This window comes from Kitasatospora sp. MAA19 (assembly GCF_029894125.1).
GTDB lineage: Bacteria > Actinomycetota > Actinomycetes > Streptomycetales > Streptomycetaceae > Kitasatospora.
This window is the reverse complement of the sequence record NZ_JARXYZ010000022.1, coordinates 40,534-64,507: the sequence shown is the minus strand read 5'-3', so window position 1 is coordinate 64,507 and position 23,974 is coordinate 40,534. Positions and strand designations below refer to the sequence as shown.

The window sequence follows — 23,974 nt, the reverse complement described above, 5'->3', positions numbered from 1 at the left end:
GGCATGCCGACACGTCAGCCCCGCCGCGCACCGCTGGCCGGCGCGGGTCGCCTCGCCGTCCTCGATCCGGCCACGGGTGAGGCCTTCGACGAGGCTCCCGACCAGTCGCCGGACGAGTTGGACGCCGTCGTCGACCGGGCCCGCGAGGCCTGGCGCGGCTGGCGGGCCGACCCCATCGCCCGCACCACCGCCCTGCTCGCGGCGGCCGACGCCGTGGACGCGGCCGGGGCCGACCTCGCTCCGCTGCTCACCCGGGAACAGGGCAAACCCCTGGCCGAGTCGTCCGCGGAGGTCGCCCGGACGGCGGCCCGCCTGCGCTACTTCGCCGCACTGGACCCCGGGCCCCGGCCGATCACGGACGGTCGGCCGGTGCGCAGCGAGGTCCACTGGCGGCCGCTCGGGCCCGTCGCCGCGATCGTCCCGTGGAACTTCCCCCTCCAGCTCGCGGCGGCGAAGTTCGCACCGGCGCTCGCCGCGGGCAACACGATGGTGCTCAAGCCCTCCCCGTTCACGCCCCTCGCCACCCGGCTGCTGGGGTCCGTCCTCTCCGCCGCCCTCCCCGAGGGCGTCCTGACGATCGTCACCGGTCGCGAACCCCTCGGTGCCCGCCTCGTGTCCCATCCGGGGATCCGGCATGTGACCTTCACCGGTTCGATCCCCACCGGACGGGCCGTCGCGCAGGGCGCGGCGGCCTCGCTCGCCCGGGTCACCCTGGAGCTGGGCGGCAACGACGCCGCCATCCTGCTGGAGGACGTGGAGGTGGACCGGATCGCGGACCGGCTGTTCTGGGCGGCGTTCCGCAACTGCGGGCAGGTCTGCATGGCGGTCAAGCGCGTCTACGCCCCGGCCCGGCTCTACTCCCAGGTGGTGGAGGCCCTCGCCCAGCGCGCGAGGTCCGCCGTCGTCGGAGCCGGGCTCGATCCCGGCACCCAGCTGGGGCCGGTCAACAACGGCCCCCAACTGGCCCGGGTCGAGCGGTACACGGCCCGGGCCCTGGCGGACGGCGCCCGGGCCGCGGCCGGCGGCCACCGGCTGGACCGGCCGGGCTACTTCTTCGCCCCGACGGTCCTGGCCGACGTCCCGCCCGACAGCCCGGTGGTGACGGAGGAACAGTTCGGACCGGTCCTGCCGGTGCTGCCCTACGAGGACCTGGACGACGCCGTCGAGGCGGCCAACGACACCGGCTTCGGGCTGGGCGGCTCGGTCTGGGGCAGCGACCTCGACCGGGCCGAGGCGGTGGCCGACCGGCTGGAGTGCGGGACGGCGTGGATCAACCACCACGCCGAACTGTCCCTCGCCCAGCCCTTCGCGGGCACCAAGGAGAGCGGTGTCGGCGTCGCGGGCGGGCCGTGGGGGCTCTACGGGAACCTCAGTCCGTTCGTCGTGCACCGCCCGGAGGAGGCGTGACCGTGAAATTCGCCGCGGCGGTGCTGCGTTCGTACAAGAGCCGGTTCGCCGTCGAGGAGGTGTGCCTGGACGCGGGACCGGCCGACGGCGAGGTCCTGGTCAGGATCGCGGGCTGCGGGATGTGCCGGACGGATCTCGCGGTCCGGCGCTCGGCGGGCCGCTCGCCGCTGCCGGCGGTGCTCGGTCACGAGGGGGCCGGGGTCGTGGTGGAGGCGGGCGGCCCGGACACCGGCCTGAGCATCGGCGACCACGTCGTGCTGAGCTTCGACTCCTGTGGGCGCTGCCGGAACTGTCTGGGCGCGGCCCCCGCCTACTGCGACTCCTTCGCCCCGCTCAACCTCTTCGGAGGCCGCGAGGAGAACGCCGCGAGGTTCACCGACGCGGCCGGGGGCGCGCTGGCCCCCCGGTGGTTCGGACAGTCCTCGTTCGCCGAGTACGCGGTGGTCGCCGCCCGCAACGCCGTCCGGGTCGACCCCGACCTGCCCGTCGAGCTGCTCGGACCGCTCGGCTGCGGCTTCCTCACCGGCGCCGGGGCCGTCCTGAACTCCTTCGGCGTCGGCCCCGGCGACACCGTCGCGGTCTTCGGCGCGGGGGCGGTGGGCCTGGCCGCGGTGCTGGCGGCCACCGCCGCCGGGGCGGTGACCGTGGCCGTCGACCGGCAGCCCGAACGCCTGGCCCTCGCCGAGCGGTTCGGCGCGATCCCGCTGCACGCCGCTTCGGCGGACCTGCCAAGCCGCATCCGGCGGCCGACCGGCGGCGGCGCGCAGTACGCGCTGGACACCACGGGCTCCGCCCGGCTGATCAACGACGCACTCCGGGCGCTGCGCCCGACCGGCCACCTCGGACTGGTCGCGCGGCTCCACACCGCGCTGGCGCTCGAACCGGGGACGCTGGACCGGGGCCGGCGGATCTCCCACATCTGTGAGGGGGACGCGGTGCCGGGGCTGCTGATTCCGCGGCTCACCGGGCTGTGGCGGGCCGGGCGGTTCCCCTTCGACCAGCTGATCCGCACGTACCCGCTCGCCGACATCAACGAGGCGGAACGGGACTGCGAGGCGGGCCGGGTGGTCAAGCCCGTCCTGGTTCCGGAGGGGCCGGGGCGGTGAACGGAGGCTCCGCCCCCGCCGCCGGGCCGTCCGACAACGGCGTTACGGGATCGGCTTGTCGAGAGGCCCGTCGAGAAGCTTGTCCACGGGCTTGTCGAGGGGCTTGTCGAGAAGCTTGTCGAGGGGCTTGTTCGCGAACACCCACCGGTTGCCCGCCAGCGCGTCGTTCGGCTCGGGCAGCGGGCCCCGTCCGTGCCGGTGGGTGAACTCGAAGGGGGTGTGCACCGAGGTGGACCAGCCCCTGTCCGCGAGGTCGCCCGCGGAGTCGGGGCGCGGCTCCCGGTCGAACAGGTTGAGCAGGTCGATGCCGATCTGGTGCTTCGTCGAGGTGTAGAGCGGGCTGTCGCGGTACTCCAGCAGGTCCTTGTCGAGCTTGACCTCGAAGGCCAGGGCACTTCCCGCCGGGCTCAGCCGGTCCACCGTGTCGATGAGGGACGTCTCGACGGCGTTGGGCAGGTAGAACATCAGGCCCTCGGCCAGCCAGACGCTCGGTGCGGCGGTGTCGAAGCCGGCGGCGGTCAGCGCTTCGATCCAGTCGGCGCGCAGATCGGTCGGGACCGGTACCCGCGCCGCCGTCGGGGCGGCCGACAGCCCGCCGAGCACCCCGTGCTTGAACGCCAGCACGCCCGCCCGGTCGATCTCGAACACCACGCAGCCGGGCGGCCAGTCGAGTCGGAACGCCCGGGTGTCCAACCCCGCACCGAGCAGGACCACTTGGCGGGCTCCGGCGTGCGTCGACCGGAGGAGGAAGTCGTCGAGGACCCTCGTCCGCAGACCGAAGTAGCGCGCGAACCGCCCCCACAGCGGGTCCGCGTCCCCGTCCGCCACCTCCTGGATGCGGACCGGCCAGGCCGCGGACGCCGGAGCGGCGAGCACGAAGTGCTCCGCGTAGACGTCCTGCGCCAGGCTGTCGTGGCGGTGGGTCTCGATCGCCCGGGCCGCGGCGACCAGGAGGGCCGTCAGGCCGACTCCCCCCTCCACGCCTTCCACACCGGTGCTCGGATGTGCTGTGCCGACCATGTGTCCTCCCTTGGGGCGAGTCGAGACCACGAACAGCGATGCGGATTGGTGCCCGGTCGTCACCTCGACCGGCGGTCGGGCGCCGAGGCGGCGCGGCGTCGAAGCGCCGAACCGTCGAGGGCGTCCAGGTCCCTGCGGTCGTGGCCGATGGGGTTGGTCCACGCCGTGGGGGTCGGCCGTTCAAGGCGAGCCCGTCGCCGTCCGGGCCGCCTCCCGAGACCCCCTCACTATCCAGCCGACGATCGGCCCCCACCGGCAAAGGCCAGCGGCGTTCACCTGAAAGGGTGAACACCGTGGGCGCCGCAGGTCAGGCGTCCAGGTGGGTGGGGGCGAACATCCGCAGCACGGCGGGCAGGACCAGCACGTCGGGGTCCGGTGCGGCCCTCGTACCGCCGCGGCGCTCCCGCTCCACCGCAACACCGTGCGCCAACGCATCGCCCGGGTCGGCGAGTTGCCGGAGCTCGACCTCCGCGACGCGGACGTCCGGATGGAGCTCTGGTTCGCGCTGCGCTGGCTTCCGCCCGACACGGACCGACCGCCGGCCGGCCGGCGGCACTCACATGAGGGGCGCGCTGCGGGGGCCCCGGAGCGGAGCCCTGAGGCGGTGGGCCAGGGCGCTGGCGGCCACGCAGAGGCCCAGACCGGCCCACAGCTGCGGGGGGTTGTGCAGGCCCAGGCCGATGACGGCGGGCCCGACGGCGTAGGACACGGTCCAGGTCACCTGGAACAGGGACATGTACGGTCCTTCGTCGCCGGTGGGGGCCATCGTCACCGCCTCCGCGGCGGCGGTCGGTTTCGACGCGAGTTCCGCCAGGGCCAGGACCGCCGCCACCAGGACGGCGAGTGGCCCTTGCAGGGCGTGCGGGGCCTCGGAGATCGTCGCGGTCAGGGCGATGGCCCCGGCCACCACGCCGATCGAGAGGCGCAGGACCCGCGACCGGGTCCAGCCGCGCAGACGGCGGCTGATCGGCATCTGCAGGCAGGCGATGGTGGCGTAGCGGACGGCGACCACGGCGGTCGGCCAGTAGGCGGGCTGGTCGAGGGACTGAACGAGGTAGACGGGGAAGGCCACCGTCGGAATCAGCCAGGCCGCCGACAGGAGCGTCTGCGACACGACCAGCGACAGGAAGAGCCGGTCGCCGATCGCGCCTCGGATGCTGGACCTCGCCGCCTTCGCGTCCTGCGGTCCGGGCTCCGGTGCCGTGACCCCGAGGAGGAGGACGGCGGAGAGCAGGGAGCTCGCACTGTTCAGCGCCAGCGCGATCTCCAGGCCGCGCCCGCCGGCCAGGGCCATCAGCGCGGTCGCCCCCAGGGTGCCGGCGCCGAGGCAGGTCGTCCTGAGGGCGCTGATCGAGGAGAACCACTGGGTGAGCTCCCCCGGTTCCGCGAGCCGCGCGAGCAGCGTCGGCCAGGCGGCTCCGTAGAGGCGGTCGGCGACCATGACGACGAAGGCGGCGGCCGCCACGACGAACAGGTCTCCGGCCGCGAAGTACAGGGCGTATCCGCACGCGGTGAACACGTTGCTGATGAGGAGGCAGGATTTCGGCCCGGCGGCCTGGACGATCCTGCCGCAGACCGGCACGACGGCGAAGGAGGCGATCGATCCCGCCGTCACGGCGGTACCTGCGGCCGCCGCCGAGAAGTGCTGGACGGTGACGAAGAACAGCAGCGACAGGGGCATGAAGACACCGGCGCCGACCGTGTCGATCCCGACGGCGAGGAAGAGCCTCCGCTGCCGGCGCAACTGCTCGGCGCCTATCACTCCACCCCCACCTCGGACCGGATCCGCTGCGCAGACGTCGACGCCGCGGCTGCGCCGGTCGCACAACAGGCGTGCGCCGGCGCGCTTTTGGGGCGCACCTGTCATGACCACTTATAGGTCTAGACCACGACTGCCGCAAGCGGTTCGCGGGCGGAGCGATATTTTGTGACGCCGGTCACGTGGTTCGACGGTGGCTTTTGGGCGAGTGCGCCAGGATTCACGGGCACCTGGCGGTATTCGGGGGTTGGCGGCCGGTTTCGGCGCAGTCGCGGCGGACGCCGCCCTCCCGGGCTCCTCGAAGGGCTCGGCCGCGCGGCGGCCAGACCGCGGGCACGGGCAGGAGCCGGTAGGCACCCCCGTGCGTGATCACGCGGCCGGCGGTGGGCGGCGCGAAGTGGGTGCCGAGGACGAGGGTGTCCGTGTCGGCGACGGAGGCGAGCAGCGCGCGACGGGAGGCCTCGGACCGCCTCGGGTCGATGTCGACGCAGGCGCCGATCGCGGGGTGGGCGAGCTGGACCGGGTGGTGGATGCAGTCTCCGGTGATCAGCGCCGCCGCACCCCGGCTGGTCAGTTCGACGGCGACGTGGCCGGGGGTGTGGCCGGGCGTGGGGATCAGGCGCAGACCAGGGGCTATCACGACGCCCCCGGCCGGGACGTCGACGGCGTCCAGCAGTCCCGCCCGCTCGACCGGGATCACGGAGTCGCGGAACATCTGCGCACGCGCCTCGTCCATGGCGTACCCGGCCCAGAACTCCCGCTCGGCACGGGTGGTGAGGTAGCGGGCGTTGCGGAAGGTGGGGATCCACTCGCCGTTCACCTCCCGCGTGTTCCAGCCGACGTGGTCGGCGTGCAGGTGAGTCAGGATCACCAGGTCGACGGATTCCGGCGGGAAGCCGCCGGCGGTGAGGCGCTCCAGGTAGTCGGTCCTCAGGTCGTGCCAGGCCGGGTTGGCCCGCTCCTTGCCGTTGCCGATGCCGGTGTCGACCAGGACCCGCAGGCCGTCCACGACGAACGCGAAGCTGTGGCTGGCGAGGCGCAGGGCGCCCTCGTGGTCGGCGAAGTGGGGGCGCAGCCAGTCCTGGCCGGCCACCACCTCGGGGGTGGCGTCGGGCAGCAGCCACTGTCCGGTCGCGGGCGGCAGGAGGACCTCGTCGACCCGGTGGACGGCGACGTCGCCCACGGCCCAGAAGGGGATGGGGGCGGCGGGGGAAGTCTGCATGATCCGTCGTTCCTTTGCTCTCGGCGGCCGCTCTCAGCGGCGCAGGCGGTTGCCTGCGGGGCGCGGGCGGGTCGACACATCCCGCTGGACGCGCGAGCCCCGCTCCACAAACGCAAGGGATTTGCTTTAAGCCACGATAGAACCTACAGTCCACCTAAAGCAAACCATTAGCTTTTGGAGCGAGGGCCATCTCGCTCCAGCCCCGACCAGGCCCCTACCAGGCCCCGACCAGGAGAGATCGCCCATGCCCTCCGCTGACCTCACACCGCCCGAGGCCGCCCGCTGGGCCGCCCGCGCCGGACTTCCGCTGCCCGCCGACCGCCACACCGCGGTCGCGGCCACCGCCAACCACCTCCACTCCGTCGTCGCGCTCCTGCGGGAGCTCGACTTCGGGGACACCCCACCCGCCGGCGCCTACCGCGCCGGAGAGGAGCAGCACGATGCGACCGTATGAGCTCTCCCTCGCCGCCGCCGCGGAGGCGATCCGGGCCCGGCGGCTCTCCCCCGTCGAGCTGGTGGACTCGGTCCTCGACCGCATCGAGCAGGTCGAACCGCAGCTCGGCGCCTACGTCACGGTCACCGCGGAGCAGGCCCGACGGGCTGCGCGCGAGGCCGAGCGCGAAGCAGCGCTGGGCCGGGACCGGGGGCCGCTGCACGGCGTCCCGGCCGGGCTCAAGGACCTGATCGACGTCGCCGGGCTCCCCACCACGGCCAGCTCCCGGGTCCGCGCCGACCACCGCGCTCGGGCCGACAGCACGGTCGCCGCGCGCCTGACGGCGGCCGGCGCGGTCCTGGTCGGCAAGACGCACACCCACGAGTTCGCCTACGGCCTGACCACCCCGCAGACCGGCAACGCCTGGGACCGCGGCCGGGTCGCCGGCGGCTCCAGCGGCGGATCCGCCGTCGCCGTCGCCTCGGGCACGGCGACCTTCGCCCTGGGCACCGACACCGGAGGGTCGATCCGCGTACCCGCCGCGCTCAACGGGGTCGTCGGCCTCAAGCCGACCTACGGCCTGGTCCCCCGCCACGGCGTCACGTCCCTGTCCTGGTCGCTGGACCACGTCGGCCCGATCACCCGTACCGTCGAGGACGCGGCCATCGTCCTGAACGCCCTCGCCGGGCACGACCCGCGCGACCCCGCCTCGCTGGCCACCCCCGCCGTCGACCACCGGCCGGGCGCGGACACGGATCTGACGGGGCTGCGCGTCGGCGTGCCGCGCACCTACTACTTCGACCACGTCGACGCCCAGGTGGAGGCCGCCGTCCGGCGCGCCATCGGGCAGTTGGAGGCGCTCGGCGCACGGCTCGTCGAGGTCGACATCCCGATGACCCGCTACATCCAGGCCACCCTGTGGGGCCTGGTGGCGCCGGAGGCCAGCGCCTACCACGAGGCCGGCCTGCGGACGGTCCCCGAGCTGTACCAGGCGGATGTGCGCGTCCTCCTGGAGGCCGGCGAGCTGATGACCGCCGGCGACTACCTGCGCGCCCAGCGCTCCCGGACGCTGATGCGGAGCGAGTGGGGCCGCATGCTCGCGGAGGTCGACGTGATCGCCGCCCCGACCGTCCCGATCACCGCGGTGCGGGCCGGCGAGGAGACGGTCAGCTGGCCCGACGGCACGGCCGAGAGCGTCTCCGACGCCCTCGTACGCCTTTCCGCCCCGGCCAACATCACCGGGGTGCCCGCCCTGTCCGTCCCGGTCGGCCACGACACGGCGGGCCTGCCGATCGGCATGCAACTGCTCGGCCGCCCGCTCGGGGAGCGCACACTGCTACGGGTCGGCCACGCCTACGAGCAGACCCAGCCCGCCCGGGCACTCGCACCGGCCGCCGCCCACTAAACGCAAGAAATATGTTTTAAGATGCTTTCATGAGCCGCAAACCGATGGTGCGCCCCGGCGGCCGCAGCGCCCGGGTCCAGGCGTCGGTGCACACCGCCGTCCGCGAACTCCTGGCAGAGGTGGGCCGCGACGCACTGACGGTGCCGCTCGTCGCCCACCGCGCAGGAGTCACCCCCTCGACCGTCTACCGCCGCTGGGGCGACCTGCAGGAGCTGCTGTCGGACGTCGCGGTGGAGCGCCTGCGACCCGACACGGCGCCGGAGGACCACGGCGACCTGAGGTCCGACCTGACGGCCTGGGCCGAACAGTTCCTCGACGAGATGGCGTCCCCCTCGGGCCGCGCCTACATCCGCGACGCCCTGCTCGGCGACCCGGACGGCGGCAACGCCGGCCAGTGCTCGGCCTACGCGGCCGAACAGATCGACGCCATCCTCACCCGCGCGATCGACCGCCAGGAGAACACCCCCGCCGTCGAGACGGTCATGGACGGCGTCGTCGCCCCCTTGATGTACCGCATCCTCTTCCGCCCGGCAGGCCTCGCCCCCGCCTACGCGCGCCGCCTCGTCGCCGAGCTCCTCGACCCCCGCGCGGGCCGCACGGCGTGACCCGCGGTACCGGGTGATCGCTCGCCAACCGGCCTGCGGTGCAACCGAATTCGGCTCCGTTCGCCCCCTTGCCAAGGTTAGTGACGTTTCCTAACTTTGCCTCATGTCCGAGACCTCACGGCACAGCCGGTCCACCGACAACGCGCCGTCCCTCGAATCCGCCGCAACCGACCGGGCCGGCCACACCACCCGGCCCCGCCCGGCCGAGCAGCACGGGAGCCCCGCCGCCCGCCACTCCCGGCGCGACCTCCTCCGGGTGGGCGCGGCGGGCGGAGCCGCCCTCGCCGCCGCCGGCATCCTGCTGCCCGGCACCGCGCACGCTTCCGCACGCCCCACCGTCCTCGGCACGCCGCCCCTGCCCGCGCCCAGGAGCGAGAGGGCCGCCGGGTCCGCGCTGCGCCCCTTCGGCCGGCACCTGGCCTTCGGGGCCGATCCGTCCCAACAGGTGGTCGTCTCCTGGCAGGTACCGGGTGCGGTGACCGCGCCCTTCGTCCGGATCGGCCTCCAGCCCGGCGACTTCGGCTCCCCCGTCGCCGCCGAAGTCCGCACGCTGGTCAGCAAGCTCTCCTGGCAGCACCCGGTCGAGGACCAATCCCTGGTCAAGCCGACGACCGTCACCCAGTACTACCTGCACGCACAGCTGGACCGCCTGATCCCGGACACCACGTACTACTACGTCGTGGGCCATCAGGGCTACGACCCCGCAGGGCAGCGCGCGCAGCCCGGCGACGTGGCGAGCTTCCGCACCGCGCCCGCCCCGGGACGCGGCACCGGGTTCACCTTCACGGCCTTCGGCGACCAGGGCATCGGGTCCAACGCGGCCGCCACCGGCCGGCTGGTCGCCGGCCTCGGCCCCGCCTTCCACCTCCACATGGGCGACCTGTCGTACGCCAACAGCGGCGGCAGCGGCCAGACCGGCGACACATACGACGCCCGCCTGTGGGACGCCTTCTTCGTGCAGAACGATCCCGTCGCCGCCCACACCCCCTGGATGATGGCGGTCGGCAACCACGAGATGGAGCCGTGGTACGCGTCCGACGGCTACGGGGGCGTCCGCGCGCGGTTCACGATGCCCGACAACGCCTGGGGCCAGTCCACCGGCATCTACTCCTGGCGGTACCAGAACGTCGGCCTGATCAGCCTCGACGGCAACGACATCTGCTACAACACCCCGACCAACCTGAACCACACCAAGGGCAAGCAGAAGACGTGGCTGGAGAGCCGACTCGCCGCGCTCCGCGCCGACAGGACCATCGACTTCGTCGTCGTCTACCTCCACCAGTGCACGTACTCCACCTGCCACGACAACGGGGCCGAACTCGGTGCGCAGCAGGACTGGGCCCCGCTGTTCGACAAGTACCAGGTGGATCTGGTGCTCAGCGGCCACAACCACATCTACGAGCGCACCGACCCCATCCGCGCCGGCAAGGCCACCCGTAAGGTCGGCTCCGGCGGCACCGTCGACCCCGTGAAGGACGGCACCACCTACGTCGTCGCGGGAGGCGGCGGTGACGCGCTCTACACCTTCCCTGCCGCCGACACCTACCTCGGGCACGAGACCCCGAACGACTCGCCCGTCCCCATGGTGATCTCCGATCCGAGCGGCCACGACCACACCGTCAAGGTCACCTGGTCCAGGGTGCGTTACACCGGCTACTGCCTGGTGGCGGTCGACGCGGCGCCCGCCACCCCGGGCAAGCCGGCCCGGCTGACGGTGCGCTCACTCACCGAGAACGGCACAGCCGTCGACCTGTTCACCGTGCAGCGCAGCTGAGGCGGCGCACCCACTGCCGTCAACCGCGCCGGAGGCGGAAGCGGAGGGCGTGCCGGCCTTGCCGTCCAAGGGCGGGGCCGGGGAGGGCGTCGCCGACGGCTCCGGGGTGCTCGCGGGGCCGGTGGCTGCGGCGGTACCTCCGGGTGTCCGCTGGTCCATGGCCTTGACGGTGAGGGCCCCGGCCCCCAGCACGGCCACCGTCGCGATGGAGGCCACCAGCACGCCACGACGGCCCTGGCGTCGCGTGGGCTGGTTCGGCACGTCGGCGGTGGTCGGCTCACCGTCGCCGCCACCGGCCCCGCCGCGTCCGGTCGCCGCTCATGCGTCGGTGCGGGCCCGGCTCCGCTCGGCCGCCAGCTGGGCGGCCCTGGCGGCGATCGGATTGACGTGGGCCCGGCGCGCCTGCTGCATGGCCGTCAGCCGGTGCACCACCACGATCGCGGCCACGGCCGCCACCAGCCTCAGCGCCGCCCCGGCCGTCTCCACCCGAACCGCGCTGCGCAGTTCCTCCAGGCTGCCGTCCACCGCTATGTGCACGGACTTCAGGACGGAGTAGGCGTACCAGCCGACCAGAAGCGAGCCGATCCAGGTGGACCACCACAGGACCAGAACCCGCTGCGACAGCGTAGGCCGTCGTCCGTCGGCGTCGAGTGGGGCGCTCGCCTGCCAGCAGTCCACCATCAACTGCCAGGGGAACCACAGCAGGACGATCGGGGTGAACCAGGAGCCGATGGTCCAGCCGCGCCCGAGGCGGTGCCCGTTCGGCACCAGCAGATCGGCGTTCTGGCGGACACGGTGGAACCAGCGGATGAACACCACGGCGGTGGCCAGCATCACCACGATCGAGAATGTGTTCACCCCGGTCGCCAGAGTGCCCAGCGAGGCGACCTCGTCGGCGCCGACGTCGCCCGACCCGTCCAGAAGCCGACCGAGGATCGTGTCGCTCCAGAGGTCGATCACGACCACCCATGCCGACACTGCGGCGCTCAGCCCCAGCAGGACGAAGACCGCCACCGCGAGGCCGTTCGCCGAGCGGTATGCCGCCAGCCAGCCCGGAGTCGCCTCGGTGCAGCCGAAGCAGCGCCCGCTCTCGGTCCCCACGGGACGCGCCCCGCACACCACACACACCATCAGACCGTCAACTCCTGGATTTGCCGCGCGCCCGGACATCCGCGCTGGCCACGCCGAAGCCCCGACCGGGGCAGGCTCGCCGACCTTAGGGGGTCCACGACCTCTTCCGCCAGCAGGAATTCACAGCTCGGCGACGGTATCCGCACATAGCCGACAGATCGTACGGGCGTCGGGCCGTCCGGGGTGAAACGCCTCCGGCGCGGCACTGCCGGCGAGCACGGGCCGGCCGATGGAACACGACGTGCCGACGGACGGAGTCCTGACCCCGCCCCGTTTCGGCTCCGCCCGGGCGCCTTCGTACGCTGGGAGGACATCAGGGGGCGCCCGGTCTGCTGGACACCGGCCGAAACCAGCCGAAACCGCGCGGTCCACACCACGCGCCGCCGGCATCCAGCATCCTGGACCCGCCCCTTCCCGGCCTTGGCCGGGATCGCGCTTGGGAGGAACCGCCGTGGGGAAGAAGATCCCGGTCCGGACCGGATGTCAGAACTGCTCGCGATGCACCGGCTCGATCGGCGGCAACGCGGCCCGCAAGGCGGCGCGGGGTACCGGGGTGACGGTGGGAGCGCTCGTCACCGTCGGGGTGAGCCTGCTGTTCATCCGGAAGTGCCGCGCGTGCGACCACCCCATGGGTAGCCACCACCACCGCTGACCACGGACCTCGACGGGCCCGTCCGGCCCCCGTCGGATCCGGACAGGCCCGTCGGCCGGCGGCTCAGGCCGCTTGGTCGTCCAGGTGCTTCAGGAAGTCCAGCAGCGCCTCGTTCACCTCGGCCGGGCGCTCCTGCTGCGTCCAGTGCCCGGTCTCCGGCAGCCGGACGTGGCGGTGCAGCCGGGGCACCCGGCCCAGCAGGTGCGCCAGCACGTCCGGCGGGACGAGCGCGTTCACCAGGTCCAGTTCGCCGGCCACGTACAGCGCCGGGACCTGCACCGTCAGGCCGTCGAAGGCGGTCAGCAGTTCGGCGTTGCGGTCGATGTTGCGGTACCAGTTGAGCCCGCCGGTGAAGGCGTGCTCGCCGTGCCGGGCGTAGTCGGCCGCGAAGGCGTCGATGTCCGCCTCGGTGAGCCAGTCCGGCAGCCGCTCCGGCTCCGGGACGGTGTCCAGCAGGGTCTTGCCCTCGGGCACGACCCACGCCCGTGGCTTGCCGTCGGGGTGGGTGCCCCCGAGGATGCGGCGGAAGCTCGACTTGATGTCGGCCGCCAGCTCGGCGTCGGCCCGGCCGGGCTGCTGGAAGTAGATCTGGTAGAAGCCCTCGCCGAACCTCTCCCGGGACTCGCTCGTCGGCCGCAGCCCGCTCACGCCCACCGGCGGGACGCTCAACCCGGCGACGCCGCGCACCAGATCCGGCCGCAGCGTGGCGGCGGCCCAGGCGACCGGGGCGCCCCAGTCGTGCCCGACCACGACGGCCCGCTCCTCGCCGAGCGCGCCGATCAGCGCCGTCACGTCGCCGACCAGGTGCAGCAGGCTGTACGCGTCCACGGACTCGGGCTGCTCGCTGCGGGCGTACCCGCGCTGGTCGGGGGCGACGACCCGGTAACCGGCCTCCGCGAGGGGGCCGAACTGGTGCCGCCAGGAGTACCAGCTCTCCGGGAAGCCGTGCAGCAGCAGGACCAGGGGGCCCTCGCCCTGTTCCGCCAGGTGCAGCCGCACGCCGTTCACCTCGACGTGGCTGTGCTTGATCGCGTCGTTCAACTCCCGCTCCCGGTCCGCTCCGAAGGTCCGGGGCGTCGGCCGCCCCGGTTCTGCCCGCCCCAACACCCCCGGAGCCCCGGGCATTCCCCCCGCCCCGCACGCGACGCGGCCGAGGCCGCCCCGGAACTCCGGGACGGCCTCGGCCTCATGGTGGTGCGTCAGTTCACCGTGTAGCTGTACGGGATCGCCGCGAGCACCGAACCGGTGGTGCTCAGGACGTTGTTGGCGGTCGCCAGCGAGGTGGGGCCGGACACCAGGTACAGCACACCGTGGACGGTGCTGCCCTTCGGGCCGGTCGGGGTGACGGTCACCTGCAGCGAGCCGCTGGCACCCGGCTGGACGGTCACCGGGTTGGCGGCCGGGGCCGTGGCGTCGACCGCGCGGGCGTACGGGTCACCGGTGCTGGAGGCCAGCGCCGGGTCGAACGCCTGGGTGTGCGCGGTCGCCGTGATGGTGGCGGTGCCGGTCGGGGCGCCGGCGGTGCCGAACGGACCGATCTGCTGCAGGAAGGTGCCCCACACGCCGGGGAGGATCGGCTGGGCCTGGCTGCCGGTGTCGGTCACGACCGAGATGGTCGAACCGTCCTGGGCCTTCTTCAGGTCACCGAAGAGGTCCGGCGAGCCGGTGGTGCCGGACAGCTCCAGGTGGGCCGGCGTCGAGGAGGCCGCCACCGCCTTCAGCTGGTCGGTGCCCGGCGGGACGAGGAAGGACGGCACCGCGGAGGTGAGGCTCAGCGGCAGGCTGACCGTCGCGGAGGCGCCCTGCGGCACCAGCGGGAGGTCCGCCCGGCGGTCCAGGCGACCGTCGGCCGAGATGTTCTGCGGGGCGACGGTGTTGTTGGTGTAGTTCACCTGGACGGTGACCGGCTTGCCGGCCGCCAGCTTGGTGCGCGCGTCGTTCGGCAGGCCGGCGGCGGTGGCGCGGTTCTGGTTGAACGCGACGGTGCCGGTGAAGTCCTGGGCGAGCTCCTGGCCGCTGACCGGGCCGAGCACGTTCAGGACGAACCGCCAGCGGCCGGCGGCCGGGTTGACGGTGGTGGCCGAGACGCCCCCGGTGGTGCCGGTCAGGTTGCCCTGCGCGTCGAGCAGGCCGTTGCCCTCGATGTCGATCGGGGTGCCGTTCGGGCTGATCAGCGCGCCCTGCATGAGCAGCTTCGAGTCCTTGGCGACGGTGAGGCCGACGCGCAGGTCCTTCTGGCCCTTCGGGACGTCGAAGGCGTACGCGAAGCTCTGCGTCGGCGAGGAGCCGCGGCCGTTGCCACCGGTGATGGTGCCGGTGAAGGTGCCGGTGCCCTGGTTGACCGGGACGAGGCTGCGGAGCACGACCGGGACGCTGGTGGTGGTGCCGTTGGAGCCGGCCACGGTGATCGACTCGCTGGAGTCGCCGCTGGTCGCCGGGGTGGTGAGCTGGACCTTCAGGGTCTTGGTCTCACCCGGCTTCAGGTCCGCGACGGTCGGGCTGACGGCGCCGGCCGGCACCGCGCGCTGGGTGGCGGTGCCCAGCTGGACCGGGCCGTTGTAGCCGGCCTTGCCCGCCGGGGTGTACAGGATGGCGGTCCACTCGCCGGCCACCGGGTGCGGGACGTCCACCAGGCCGAAGTTCGCCGAGGTGGCACCGCCCTGCGGACGGGTGTTGGTCTCGAAGCGGCCCGACGGGTCGAGCAGCGTCATGCGGACCACCGGGCCGTTGACGACCGGGCTGGCCGCACCCTGCCAGGCGATCGACGCCGCGAGGCGGTCGGCGCCGGCCGGGACGGTGAACTTGACCTGCTTCTGCACCCAGGTGGCGCCGTTGGTGGCGTACTTGAAGGTGTCGGTCGAGGCCGTGTCCAGCTGGACGGTCTGCTGGTTGCTCGCCTGCGGGACGAAGGTGCGGGTCGCACCGCTGACCGTCTGGGTGGCGCCACTGGTGTTGGTGACGGTCACGTCGGCGGTGTGGGTCGAGCCGGGGGTGCCGGCGACGTCGACCTGACCGGAGGTGACGACGACGGTCTTGCTGTCGGACGAGCCGGAGCCACCCTGGTAGCCGCGGGCGGCCTCGACGGCCGCACGGACGTTCAGCAGACCGGCGCCCTGCTCCTCGGCCGGCACGCCGAGGTCCTGAGCGGTGCCGGTGATGAACTTCTTCACCAGCGCCGGAGCGGGCGACTGGCCGTGGTGGGTGTCGCGGTAGGCCTGGATGACCAGGGCCGCGGCGCCGGTGACGAACGGCGCGGCCTGGCTGGTGCCGCCGAACGACTGGATCGGCGAACCCTGGCCGCTGAAGCCCGTGCAGTCGGTGTACTTGCTGGTGTCGGGCGAGCAGAGCGCCCAGTCCGACTCGCCCGGCGCGACCAGGTCGACCGTGCGGCCGGCCTGGGTGAAGCCGCCCGAGGAGAGCGCGGAGATGCGGTTGTCGCTCCAGGTCTTGTTGGAGAACTGGGAAGCCGCGTAACCGGTCTGCTGGTAGTTCTGGTTGTCCGTGGAGGCACCGACCGCGATCACGTTCGGGTCGGTGGCCGGGGTGCCGATGGTGCCGCTGATGCCCGCGTCGCCGGAGGAGACGGAGACGGTGACACCGGCCTTGACGGCCTGGTCGTTGAAGAGCGAGATGGTGTCGTGCGCGCCGCTGTCCGGGGTGACGTTGCCGCCGAAGGACTCGTTCAGCACGTCGACCTTCGCGACCGAGACCGCGTAGTCGATGGACTGCAGGATCGACGAGTTGGACATGATCTCGCCGCCGGCCCGCAGGGCGACCAGCGAGGCGTCCGGGGCGAGGCCGCGGATGCGGATGTTGCAGCCGGCCGGCAGGGCGCGCGAGGAGTTGACGAACTTCGCGACGTCGTACACCTGGCGGCCCTGTGCGATGACCGCCGAGGCGTCGCCGAAGGCCTCCGCGCCACCGGTCGGCGCGTCCACGCCGTCGCCCGCGAAGTCCTGGTAGTCGACGACCGCGTGCGAGCCGTCGGCCCGGATGAAGTCCGGGTTGTTCGGGTCGAGGCCGTCCGCGATGTAGGCGACCTTGACGCCCTTGCCGGTGGCCAGGTCGGCCGCGCCGGGCTTGCCGCCGGCGCCGACGGCGTGCGTGGAGTAGAGGCCCTCCGGCTCCAGCAGCGGCTGGGACGGGTCGGACGGGCAGACCGTGTTGGTCGCGTTCTGCTCCGCGCCCTGGCTGCCGTTGCTGCCCGAAACGGCCTGCGGGGCGGCGGCGGCCTTGGGCGCCTTGGCGCCGGCCGTGGTGTCCGCGGCGTCCTTCTTGGCCGCGCCGGCGGCCGGCGGCGCGACGGCGACCTGCTCGTCCGCCACCACCGAGGCGACGGCCGGGTCGGCGAGCAGCGCGGCGCGCAGCGCCGGGCTGACGGTGGCCGAGAACGCGTTCCCGACCACGAAGCTCTTGATGTTGGTGCCGCCGTTGGCCTTGACCTTGTCCAGCAGCGGCGCCTGGGCGTTCGCGGCCTTCTGCTTACGGGCGCCGAGGTGGCCGTTGTCGGCCGGGGCGTCCGCTATCTGGTCCTTGAGAATCACGATCACCGGCACCGGGGCCCCGTCCGCGGACGCCACGGGGGCGTTCTGCGAGTCGGGGACCGGAGTCGCGTTGGCGCTGGACCCGAAGGTCAGGACCATGGACGCGGCGGTGACCGTGACGGCAGCTGCTAGCTGGGATTTCCGCCAGCCGATCAATGGACATCCTTTCGTCTGATGAGACGTCAGGTTGCGCAGCCCAGCGTACGCGGATCCTGTCGGACGCGTGGTTGCTCCGGACCGCGCGTCCCGACAGCGGTCGCATTCCAGCGCATCCGACACGACCACGACAAGGGGGGAAATGCCCATTAAAAAGTAAAAAAGACCATCAGAAAGTAAAATTCACAGCAGAAATCGGGCCATGTCCGCCCCTTTTCCCCTGACCGGGCCCGGCCGGATCCGTTCGATCCCGGTCGAAAAATGTCGGTGGCGAACTCTGGACACTGGCGAACCACCGCCACCTGCGACACATCGTCAACACCGCCACAGACCCTTCCCCGCACGCCCGCACTGAAACCGGACATGACAGAGCCGGCGGCCGCGGGAGGGCGGCCGGAAAGCCCGGCCGCCGCGACCGCAAGGACGGGATCAGGAGGCCGCGAACCGCTCCTGGGCGTCCGCCAGATCCTCGGCGGTGGGCGCGTCGTCCTGGGTCAACCGGTGGCGCCAGTACCCGGTGAAGTCGATCGACGACTTCGGCACCCCGCGCTCCTCCACCAGCTGCCGGCGCAGCGCCCGCACCGCGCCCGCCTCGCCGGCCAGCCAGGCGAACGGCGTGCCGCCCGGCAGCCCGGCGGCCCGGACGGCCCCGACCAGCGCCTCCCCCGGAGCCCGCCCGCACCGGGTCAGCCAGTGCACGGCCAGTTCGGCACCGCTCTCCAGCGGCTGCCGCTCGGCCTCGTCCGCGACCTCGACGAACGCCACCGCCCGCACTCCGGCGGGCAGCGCCGCGACCAGCGTCGCGATCGCCGGCAGGGCCGTCTCGTCCCCGGCCAGCAGCACCCAGTCGGCAGCGGCGGCCGCCTCGGCGAACGGGACCGTCGGGGCGTACAAGGCCGAGGGACCGACCATGCCGAGCCGCTGCCCGGGCGCGGCGCGGTCCGCCCAGGCCGCGGCCGGACCGCTGTCGCCGTGCAGGACGAAGTCGATCTCGACCAGCCGGGTGCCGGGCCGACGGCGGCGGAGGGTGAAGCTGCGCAGCAGCGGGCGCGCGGCCTCGGGGATCGCCAGGTACGCCTGGTACCAGCTCATCGGATCGTCGCTCTGCGCCGGCAGTTCGGGCTCCGCCTGCCCGGGGCGGGGGAAGCACAGCTTGACCTGCTGGTCGGGCGCCACGCCCACGGAGTCCGCCAGGGCCCCGGCCTCGAAGGTGACCCGGGCGGTGCGCGGCGTGATCCGGCGGACCTCGACGACCTCGACGAAGGTGACGGGCAGTGTCATCGCGAAACCCCTTCGATTGATAACCTTACGGCATAAAGAGTTGCCGTGGCCGAAGTTACTTTACGCCATAAGGAGTTGCTGCATGGTCGTCTACGCGGGACAGGGCGACGCCCACCGGTCCCTGTCCCTGCTCTGGGGCGCGACACCGGAACCGGGCACCGGGCGTACCGGGCGCAGCGGCCCCAAGCCGGGCCTCAGCGTGGACGCGATCGTGTCCGCCGGCATCGCGGTGGCCGACACGGACGGCATGGCCGCGCTCTCGATGCGCGCCGTCGGCGAGCGGCTCGGCCGCACCGCGATGGCCCTCTACACCTACGTGCCGGGCAAGGCCGAACTCCTCGACCTGATGCACGACCGGGCACTCGCCGAACTCCCGGCCGACCCCCCGGTCGCGGACGGCTGGCGATCGGCCGTCACCGCCTGGGCCGAGGAACTGTACGCCTGCTACCTGCGCCACCCCTGGATGCTCCAGGTGTCCCAGGCCCGCCCGGTGCTCGGCCCGGCCGAACTGGCCGCCATGGAACGCCTGTTGCGCGCCCTGCGGCCGGCCGCCCTCGCCCCGGGGCGGCTGCCCGGCGTGGTCGCGGCGCTCTGGCAGCTCGTCCGCGGCATGGCGGCGGTGGCCGCCGAATCGCGCGGCGCGGCCGCCGCGACCGGCGTCGCCGACGAGGACTGGTGGACCACCCGATCCGCCCGACTCGCCGAACTGGCACCGGACTTCCCCGAGCGCTTCCCCCTGCTGACCGCACTGCAGGGCGCCGCCGACGGTACCCCGCAGGACCGCGACCAGGAGGCCTTCCGCACCGGCCTCGCCGTCCTGCTCGACGGCGTGGCGGCCTCCGCCGCTGCCGCTGATTAGCCCCGGCGGGCCGCGGGGATCGCCAGCAGGATGCCGAGCACCAGCAGGATGGCGTACCCCGCGGTCTCATGACCCTCCGGCACCAGGAAGCGGACGAAGCCGAACAGGCGGAAGCCCTCCAGCCGGTCCGCCAGCAGGCCGGACCCGCCGCCGAGGATCAGGACGAAACCGAGATAGCCGAGCAGGGTCTTCATACCCCGAGCCTAGACAGCGCCCCGCGCCCGGAAATCCGACTTTCGGCGCGACCCGACCCATCGAAGGTAGCGACCACCGCGATGCCCGGGGCTGAACGGACCGCCCTGTGCTTCGGGCTCCGCCGGTCCCCCGACCCGCCGGGGGTGAAGGCCCGGCCGGGCCGGGTGGTGGGAACGGGAGAGGGGCACCGGGTGTGTCCGGTGCCCCTCTCCTCACGGTGCGCGTCCGCTTCGGCGGGCCGGTCCCGCCTCGGCGGCGGTCAGTTCATGAAGGTGACGTCCCAGTGGCTGCCCTCGTTGGCGTAGATGTTGCCCGAGGGAGCGGTCCACAGGTCGGCGCCGTCGGCGCGGGTGCCGCTGTGCGCGAAGTTGCCGGTGATGTAGTTGGTGAGGCAGCTCATCATGCCGAAGTCCAGCTTGTAGCCGTTCCCGTGGCTGTAGGTGCCGCTGGCGTGGCCGGTCTCGGTGCCGCCGGTGATGTTCAGCGGGCAGCTGCCGACCGCGTGCTTGAGCGCGACGGCGCCGTCCGCCGAGGCGCGGCGCAGGCCGTCGAAGGAGGTGCAGCTGCTGTTGTTGCGGTCGGAGCAGCCGCCCGAGGAGGACCAGGTGATCCCGGCGGACGAGAGCATCGAGGCGGCCTGCGACTGGCTCAGGGTGTCGCCACCGCCGCCGCCGGTGCTGCCGCCGCCGGAGACCAGGGCGGCCCAGGTGGCGGGGCCGACGATGCCGTCGACCGGGTTCAGGCCCGCGGACTGCTGGAAGTTCCGCACCTTGGAGTCGGTGCCGGCGCCGAAGGCACCGTCCACGGCGAGCCCGGCACCGTGGGCGTTCAGCTGGACCTGGAGCGCCTTGACGGCGTCGCCGTTGTCGCCCTGACGGACGGTCACGATCAGCTTGGACCAGGTGTCGGTGCCGACGACGCCGTCCACCGGGTTCAGGCCGTTCGCGCTCTGGAAGCTCTTGACCTTGTCCTGGGTGCCGGGGCCGAAGGCACCGTCGGCGGTGGTCCCGAAGCCGCGGGCGCTCAGCAGGTACTGGACGGTGGTCACATTGTCGCCCCGGTCACCGTTCTGGACGATGGGCCAGCTCGCGGCCTGGGCGACGGGGGCGGACAGCAGTGCCGCAAGGATCGCGGCGAACATCGCGGCGACTACGGCCGAGACGCGCTTCATGACGGTTCCTCACTGAGTGGGAAGGAAAGTGGAGAGGGGGTGGCGGCAGGGAAGGGCCGCCGCCGGAAGCGGAGCGGGGCGGTCGTGATCAGAAGTACGTCGGGATGAACTGGTAGCACGGCTGGGTGTGGCTGTAGACCATCGAGTTGCCCGTGTTCTTCCCGACGATGCCGTCCGGCACGATGCTCGGGTTGCTCTGGCTCTGGACCTGCTGGAAGTACGTCACCAGCCCCTTGGTCCGGGGACCCCAGAGGCCGTCCTCCTTCACCGAGACACCCTGGATGCCACCGTTGGAGGCCCAGGTGTTCAGCAACTGCTGTACGCACAGCACGCTCTGGTAGCTGTTCGGGTACCCGTCGCCGATGTAGTCCGCGGTGGTCGACGCCTGCGCCGGAGCGGCCAGCGCGAGCGTGGCGCCCGCCGTGGCCAGGGCGAGAGCCGTCTTGAGACCGAGCTTTGTCCGCATCATGGTGTGCCCCTTCCTGTGGGCCCGGGGAGGGAGTCCGGGCGGCCACCAGCCAAGCAGCGCCTCACGCGTCCCACCAGGTCATGCCGTCCCGGGACGCGGCCGGGACGGCCGTCCACGTTCATCCGGGGTCCGGGAAGCGGCAGTGTGGTCAGGGCGCGGGGGTGGTGGCCGGTGCCGGGGGCTTGGGCACCGGCATGGCGCTCGCGCGGGCGGCAGGGTCGTTGACGACGCTGGTGCAGGCCGCGCCGCCGGACCGGTGGCCGCACACCTGGAGAGTGGTGTCGCCCGGGCCCGCGTCGACCATCACCGAGTAGTTGTCGTAGCCCCAGTGGATCAGGGCGGTCTCCTGCTCGCCGGTGTTGGTGGTGATCGTGGCGCTGTCACCCGGGGAACCGTTGGTGATCCCGGCCCAGGCGGCCCGGCAGCGCGGGCTGTAGTGGACATAGAGGATCGCCTCGCCCACGTTGCCGGTCAGCAGGGTGCGCTCGTCGAGGTCGCACCCCTGGGTCTGAGGGTCCTTGCCCGCGCAGCCCACGCCCTGACAGGGCGTCGGCGCCGTCGGCGTCGTCGCTGCCGCCACCGGCTGCGATCCGGTCCGGTCGTCGTGCGTGCCGCGTGGGTACAGGGCCGCGAACAGTGCGAACGCGGCGACGACGGCCACGCCCAGGAGGGTCGCCGGCCGCCGCCACCCGGCGAGCGCCGGCCCGGCGGTGTCGGCGTCCGCCGTGGAGGGGGACGGATCCGGCGACGCTGCGGGCTCGACCGCTTCGACCGGCGGCGCGGGTGTGGGTACGGGTGCGGGCGTCGATATGGGTACGGCGGCGGGTGCGGCCTCCGTGTCGCGGGCGGCCTCGGCCTGTCGCAGGAGGGAGGTCAGCAGCGCGGCGTCGCACTCCACCGCCGCGATCAGGCCGGACAGCGCCTGCGAGGTGATCAGGCGCTTCCCGTTCAGCCACCGCTCCCAGGACGCCTTGCTGAGGTGGGTCCGCTTTCCCAGGTCGGCCAGCGAGATCCGGTGCGCGTCCTTGACCGCGCGCAGTTCCTCGGCCAGGCGCCGAGCCGGCTCCGAAAGATCAGCGGGGAGTGGCTTCCAGGACTGGCTCATCTCGGCTACCTCGTCAGGTGGATCGATGGGAGGCGTGGGACTGATTGCAGCCTGTGAGTTTATGCGGTCATTGCCTGTCCTTTCCACGCCTCCACGGACCGGCCCCGCCCCTGCCCGGGCCCCGCCCGGAGCCGCCGATCGGGACCGGCGTTCCGGGAGATCGTCTCAACTTGCTCCGGCCCGGCGTCTCAAAGCACAGCTCAGGGCCGTGGTGCGGGTTGGGTCGTCCCACAGCTTTCGGAGCTCTCGCATCTCACCGGAGGATGCCGCAGAGTTTGCATGGCTTTTGACCACACCAGAGTGAGCCACACCAGAGTGAGTACGGGGAGTAGCACCATGGTCCGCCACCTTGCATCCGGCAACACGCCTCCGGCCCCTGCCGATCAGCTCGCCAGCGAGCTCCAGGCGCTGAAGTCCGGTTCCGGTCTGACGTACGTCCGGATCAGCGAACGCACCCACTACGCGAAGTCCTCGTGGGAGCGGTGGGTGAACGGCAAGCAGTTCCCGCCCCGCGACGCCGTCGAGCGGATCGCCGGCCTCTGCGAGGGCGACGCCGCGCACCTGCTGGACCTGTGGAACCTGGCGGACGCCTGTCGCGCGGCGGGCGGTGCGCCGGACCGCACGGCGCCGGTCGGGCCGGCCGGCGCCGTGCGGTCCGAGGACCGGGACCGGGACCGCCAGCAGGTGGCCGTCCTGTGGTCACTGGCCTCGCTCGTGCTGATCCTGACGGCGGGTCTGGTGCTGACCACCGCCGACCGGCGGACCTTCCGGCGCAGCAGCTGATCCACCGGCCACGACGCCGCGTTCACCCCGGGACGGTTCCGGAAACGACGATGCCCCCGCGGAGCGCAGCGGCTCCGCGGGGGCATCGGGGGTGTCCTGGTCGTCCGATCAGTACCAGTTGTGGGACTGCCAGAAACTCCACGCCGAGCACGGGTCGCCGTAGCGGCCCTTGATGTAGTCCAGGCCCCAGCTGAGCTGGGTGTTCGGGTTGGTCTGCCAGTCGGATCCGGCGGCGGCCAGCTTGTCGCCGGGGAGCGCCTGCGGTATGCCGTACGCACCGGACGACGGGTTGGTCGCGTAGACCTTCCAGCCGCTCTCGTGGATGTAGATCTGGTCCAGGCAGCCGAACTGGCCGCTCACGCTCCAGCCGTGGCTGCCGAACTTCCACTGGGCGGTGATCTGCACGGTCCGCGCGATCCCCAGCGCGTTCATGGTCGCCGGCCCGGCGATGCCGTCGTAGCTCAGGCTGTGCGCACGCTGCCAGGTGGTGACGGCGTCGGTCGTCCCCGAGCCGTAGGCGCCGTCCGCGCCCGAGCCGACCGCGCGCTGCACCTCGGCGACCTTGTTGTGCAGCGCGAGTTCGGTGCGGCCGCCGTACACGCCGTCCTCGTCGAGCCCGTTGTCGTGCTGGAAGCTGCGGACGGCGGCGGTGGTGTTCGGGCCGTAGGTGCCGTCGACGCCGCCGCCGGCCAGGTAGCCGATCCCCACCAGGTTGCGCTGGAGCCAGGTGGTGGAGTCGAGTGCCTGTGCCGGTGCGGGCAGCAGGGCGAGTGCGACGAATGCGAGCGCGGCTGCGGCGAGTCCGCGCAGGGCCGAGGTACGTTTCACGGGTCATCCCTCCAGGGCCTGTCGGGTGATCAGGCGGTGTCGCCCACTGTCGGGCTCAACTGGCCGTCC

The 23,974-nt window shown here is 72.8% G+C and carries 19 protein-coding genes and 5 pseudogenes; 9 read left to right on the top strand and 15 right to left on the bottom strand.

Annotation, left to right across the window (positions count from 1 at the left end; translation table 11 throughout):
* The first annotated feature begins 3 nt into the window (after positions 1–3).
* Positions 4–1,407, top strand: coding sequence for an aldehyde dehydrogenase family protein (locus P3T27_RS27860; protein ID WP_280683271.1), 1,404 nt, complete (start codon positions 4–6; stop codon positions 1,405–1,407).
* Between the two features lie 2 nt (positions 1,408–1,409).
* Entirely contained in the window at positions 1,410–2,513 is a 1,104-nt protein-coding gene (locus P3T27_RS27855) for an NAD(P)-dependent alcohol dehydrogenase (RefSeq protein WP_280683435.1), read from the top strand.
* A 42-nt stretch (positions 2,514–2,555) separates the two neighbouring features.
* On the opposite strand, the gene P3T27_RS27850 is transcribed toward P3T27_RS27855, so the two are convergent.
* Entirely contained in the window at positions 2,556–3,533 is a 978-nt protein-coding gene (locus P3T27_RS27850) for a class I SAM-dependent methyltransferase (protein ID WP_280683269.1), read from the bottom strand.
* A gap of 385 nt (positions 3,534–3,918) precedes the next feature.
* On the opposite strand from P3T27_RS27850, the pseudogene P3T27_RS27845 reads away from it, so the two are divergent.
* Positions 3,919–4,050: pseudogene (locus P3T27_RS27845) on the top strand (helix-turn-helix domain-containing protein); the annotation flags it as partial.
* A 39-nt stretch (positions 4,051–4,089) separates the two neighbouring features.
* Here the strand turns inward: P3T27_RS27845 and P3T27_RS27840 are convergent.
* Positions 4,090–5,295: an MFS transporter gene (locus tag P3T27_RS27840; protein ID WP_280683267.1), complete on the bottom strand. Its 1,206-nt coding sequence runs from the start codon at positions 5,293–5,295 to the stop codon at positions 4,090–4,092.
* A gap of 217 nt (positions 5,296–5,512) precedes the next feature.
* On the bottom strand, positions 5,513–6,514 hold the full coding sequence (locus P3T27_RS27835; protein WP_280683265.1) for an MBL fold metallo-hydrolase: 1,002 nt from the start codon (positions 6,512–6,514) through the stop codon (positions 5,513–5,515).
* 244 nt (positions 6,515–6,758) lie between these two features.
* On the opposite strand from P3T27_RS27835, the gene P3T27_RS27830 reads away from it, so the two are divergent.
* From P3T27_RS27830 to P3T27_RS27815, 4 genes are all read left to right on the top strand, one after another.
* Positions 6,759–6,968, top strand: coding sequence for a hypothetical protein (locus P3T27_RS27830; protein ID WP_280683263.1), 210 nt, complete (start codon positions 6,759–6,761; stop codon positions 6,966–6,968).
* Positions 6,955–8,352: an amidase gene (locus P3T27_RS27825; RefSeq protein ID WP_280683261.1), complete on the top strand. Its 1,398-nt coding sequence runs from the start codon at positions 6,955–6,957 to the stop codon at positions 8,350–8,352. Before P3T27_RS27830 ends, P3T27_RS27825 begins: the two co-directional genes overlap by 14 nt.
* 29 nt (positions 8,353–8,381) lie before the next feature.
* Positions 8,382–8,957: a TetR/AcrR family transcriptional regulator gene (locus P3T27_RS27820; RefSeq protein ID WP_280683259.1), complete on the top strand. Its 576-nt coding sequence runs from the start codon at positions 8,382–8,384 to the stop codon at positions 8,955–8,957.
* Positions 8,958–9,060: 103 nt separating this feature from the next.
* A complete protein-coding gene (locus P3T27_RS27815; RefSeq protein WP_280683258.1) occupies positions 9,061–10,731 on the top strand; it encodes a metallophosphoesterase family protein in 1,671 nt (556 codons plus the stop codon).
* A 318-nt stretch (positions 10,732–11,049) separates the two neighbouring features.
* Here the strand turns inward: P3T27_RS27815 and P3T27_RS27810 are convergent, their stop codons facing one another.
* From P3T27_RS27810 to P3T27_RS27790, 5 genes are all read right to left on the bottom strand, one after another.
* Complete coding sequence (locus P3T27_RS27810; protein ID WP_280683256.1) at positions 11,050–11,832, bottom strand: DUF4328 domain-containing protein; 783 nt, start codon at positions 11,830–11,832, stop codon at positions 11,050–11,052.
* A 513-nt stretch (positions 11,833–12,345) separates the two neighbouring features.
* Entirely contained in the window at positions 12,346–12,492 is a 147-nt protein-coding gene (locus P3T27_RS27805; protein WP_280683254.1) for a hypothetical protein, read from the bottom strand.
* A gap of 85 nt (positions 12,493–12,577) precedes the next feature.
* Positions 12,578–13,555 carry an alpha/beta hydrolase gene (locus P3T27_RS27800; RefSeq protein ID WP_280683252.1) on the bottom strand — a complete coding sequence of 326 codons (978 nt, stop codon included), beginning with the start codon at positions 13,553–13,555 and terminating at the stop codon, positions 12,578–12,580.
* Positions 13,556–13,713: 158 nt separating this feature from the next.
* On the bottom strand, positions 13,714–17,157 hold the full coding sequence (locus P3T27_RS27795) for a S8 family serine peptidase (RefSeq protein ID WP_280683250.1): 3,444 nt from the start codon (positions 17,155–17,157) through the stop codon (positions 13,714–13,716).
* Between the two features lie 486 nt (positions 17,158–17,643).
* Positions 17,644–18,495, bottom strand: coding sequence for a siderophore-interacting protein (locus P3T27_RS27790; protein ID WP_280683248.1), 852 nt, complete (start codon positions 18,493–18,495; stop codon positions 17,644–17,646).
* An 82-nt stretch (positions 18,496–18,577) separates the two neighbouring features.
* Here P3T27_RS27790 and P3T27_RS27785 point away from each other — a divergent pair, with 82 nt between their 5' ends.
* On the top strand, positions 18,578–19,354 hold the full coding sequence (locus P3T27_RS27785; protein WP_280683246.1) for a TetR/AcrR family transcriptional regulator C-terminal domain-containing protein: 777 nt from the start codon (positions 18,578–18,580) through the stop codon (positions 19,352–19,354).
* Here P3T27_RS27785 and P3T27_RS27780 read toward each other — a convergent pair.
* The 5 genes and pseudogenes from P3T27_RS27780 to P3T27_RS27760 all read right to left on the bottom strand — a co-directional run bounded on the left by P3T27_RS27780 (position 19,351) and on the right by P3T27_RS27760 (position 22,294).
* On the bottom strand, positions 19,351–19,548 hold the full coding sequence (locus tag P3T27_RS27780) for a hypothetical protein (RefSeq protein ID WP_280683244.1): 198 nt from the start codon (positions 19,546–19,548) through the stop codon (positions 19,351–19,353). The genes P3T27_RS27785 and P3T27_RS27780 overlap by 4 nt on opposite strands.
* Before the next feature lie 260 nt (positions 19,549–19,808).
* A pseudogene (locus P3T27_RS27775) lies at positions 19,809–20,201 on the bottom strand (peptidoglycan-binding protein); the annotation flags it as partial.
* A gap of 54 nt (positions 20,202–20,255) precedes the next feature.
* A pseudogene (locus tag P3T27_RS27770) lies at positions 20,256–20,690 on the bottom strand (peptidoglycan-binding protein); the annotation flags it as partial.
* A gap of 118 nt (positions 20,691–20,808) precedes the next feature.
* Positions 20,809–21,189 (bottom strand): hypothetical protein, encoded by a 381-nt coding sequence (locus tag P3T27_RS27765; protein WP_280683242.1) that lies wholly within the window; start codon positions 21,187–21,189, stop codon positions 20,809–20,811.
* Positions 21,190–21,337: 148 nt separating this feature from the next.
* Positions 21,338–22,294, bottom strand: coding sequence for a DUF2690 domain-containing protein (locus P3T27_RS27760; RefSeq protein ID WP_280683240.1), 957 nt, complete (start codon positions 22,292–22,294; stop codon positions 21,338–21,340).
* Between the two features lie 336 nt (positions 22,295–22,630).
* On the opposite strand from P3T27_RS27760, the gene P3T27_RS27755 reads away from it, so the two are divergent.
* Complete coding sequence (locus P3T27_RS27755) at positions 22,631–23,077, top strand: helix-turn-helix domain-containing protein (protein WP_280683238.1); 447 nt, start codon at positions 22,631–22,633, stop codon at positions 23,075–23,077.
* 108 nt (positions 23,078–23,185) lie between these two features.
* On the opposite strand, the pseudogene P3T27_RS27750 reads toward P3T27_RS27755, so the two are convergent.
* Together P3T27_RS27750 and P3T27_RS27745 are read right to left on the bottom strand one after the other, a co-directional pair.
* Positions 23,186–23,398 (bottom strand): annotated as a pseudogene (locus P3T27_RS27750) (lytic transglycosylase domain-containing protein); the annotation flags it as partial.
* A 111-nt stretch (positions 23,399–23,509) separates the two neighbouring features.
* Positions 23,510–23,905 (bottom strand): annotated as a pseudogene (locus tag P3T27_RS27745) (peptidoglycan-binding protein); the annotation flags it as partial.
* Positions 23,906–23,974: the final 69 nt, after the last annotated feature.

What these genes read in the sequence shown, in the direction of transcription:
- P3T27_RS27860 (WP_280683271.1), top strand. Translation starts at nt 4, where the DNA reads ATGCCGACACGTCAGCCCCGCCGCGCACCGCTGGCCGGCGCGGGTCGC.
- P3T27_RS27850 (WP_280683269.1), bottom strand. Translation starts at nt 3,533, where the DNA reads ATGGTCGGCACAGCACATCCGAGCACCGGTGTGGAAGGCGTGGAGGGG.
- P3T27_RS27835 (WP_280683265.1), bottom strand. Translation starts at nt 6,514, where the DNA reads ATGCAGACTTCCCCCGCCGCCCCCATCCCCTTCTGGGCCGTGGGCGAC.
- P3T27_RS27830 (WP_280683263.1), top strand. Translation starts at nt 6,759, where the DNA reads ATGCCCTCCGCTGACCTCACACCGCCCGAGGCCGCCCGCTGGGCCGCC.
- P3T27_RS27825 (WP_280683261.1), top strand. Translation starts at nt 6,955, where the DNA reads ATGCGACCGTATGAGCTCTCCCTCGCCGCCGCCGCGGAGGCGATCCGG.
- P3T27_RS27820 (WP_280683259.1), top strand. Translation starts at nt 8,382, where the DNA reads ATGAGCCGCAAACCGATGGTGCGCCCCGGCGGCCGCAGCGCCCGGGTC.
- P3T27_RS27815 (WP_280683258.1), top strand. Translation starts at nt 9,061, where the DNA reads ATGTCCGAGACCTCACGGCACAGCCGGTCCACCGACAACGCGCCGTCC.
- P3T27_RS27805 (WP_280683254.1), bottom strand. Translation starts at nt 12,492, where the DNA reads ATGGGGTGGTCGCACGCGCGGCACTTCCGGATGAACAGCAGGCTCACC.
- P3T27_RS27795 (WP_280683250.1), bottom strand. Translation starts at nt 17,157, where the DNA reads ATGGTCCTGACCTTCGGGTCCAGCGCCAACGCGACTCCGGTCCCCGAC.
- P3T27_RS27790 (WP_280683248.1), bottom strand. Translation starts at nt 18,495, where the DNA reads ATGACACTGCCCGTCACCTTCGTCGAGGTCGTCGAGGTCCGCCGGATC.
- P3T27_RS27785 (WP_280683246.1), top strand. Translation starts at nt 18,578, where the DNA reads ATGGTCGTCTACGCGGGACAGGGCGACGCCCACCGGTCCCTGTCCCTG.
- P3T27_RS27780 (WP_280683244.1), bottom strand. Translation starts at nt 19,548, where the DNA reads ATGAAGACCCTGCTCGGCTATCTCGGTTTCGTCCTGATCCTCGGCGGC.
- P3T27_RS27765 (WP_280683242.1), bottom strand. Translation starts at nt 21,189, where the DNA reads ATGATGCGGACAAAGCTCGGTCTCAAGACGGCTCTCGCCCTGGCCACG.
- P3T27_RS27760 (WP_280683240.1), bottom strand. Translation starts at nt 22,294, where the DNA reads ATGAGCCAGTCCTGGAAGCCACTCCCCGCTGATCTTTCGGAGCCGGCT.
- P3T27_RS27755 (WP_280683238.1), top strand. Translation starts at nt 22,631, where the DNA reads ATGGTCCGCCACCTTGCATCCGGCAACACGCCTCCGGCCCCTGCCGAT.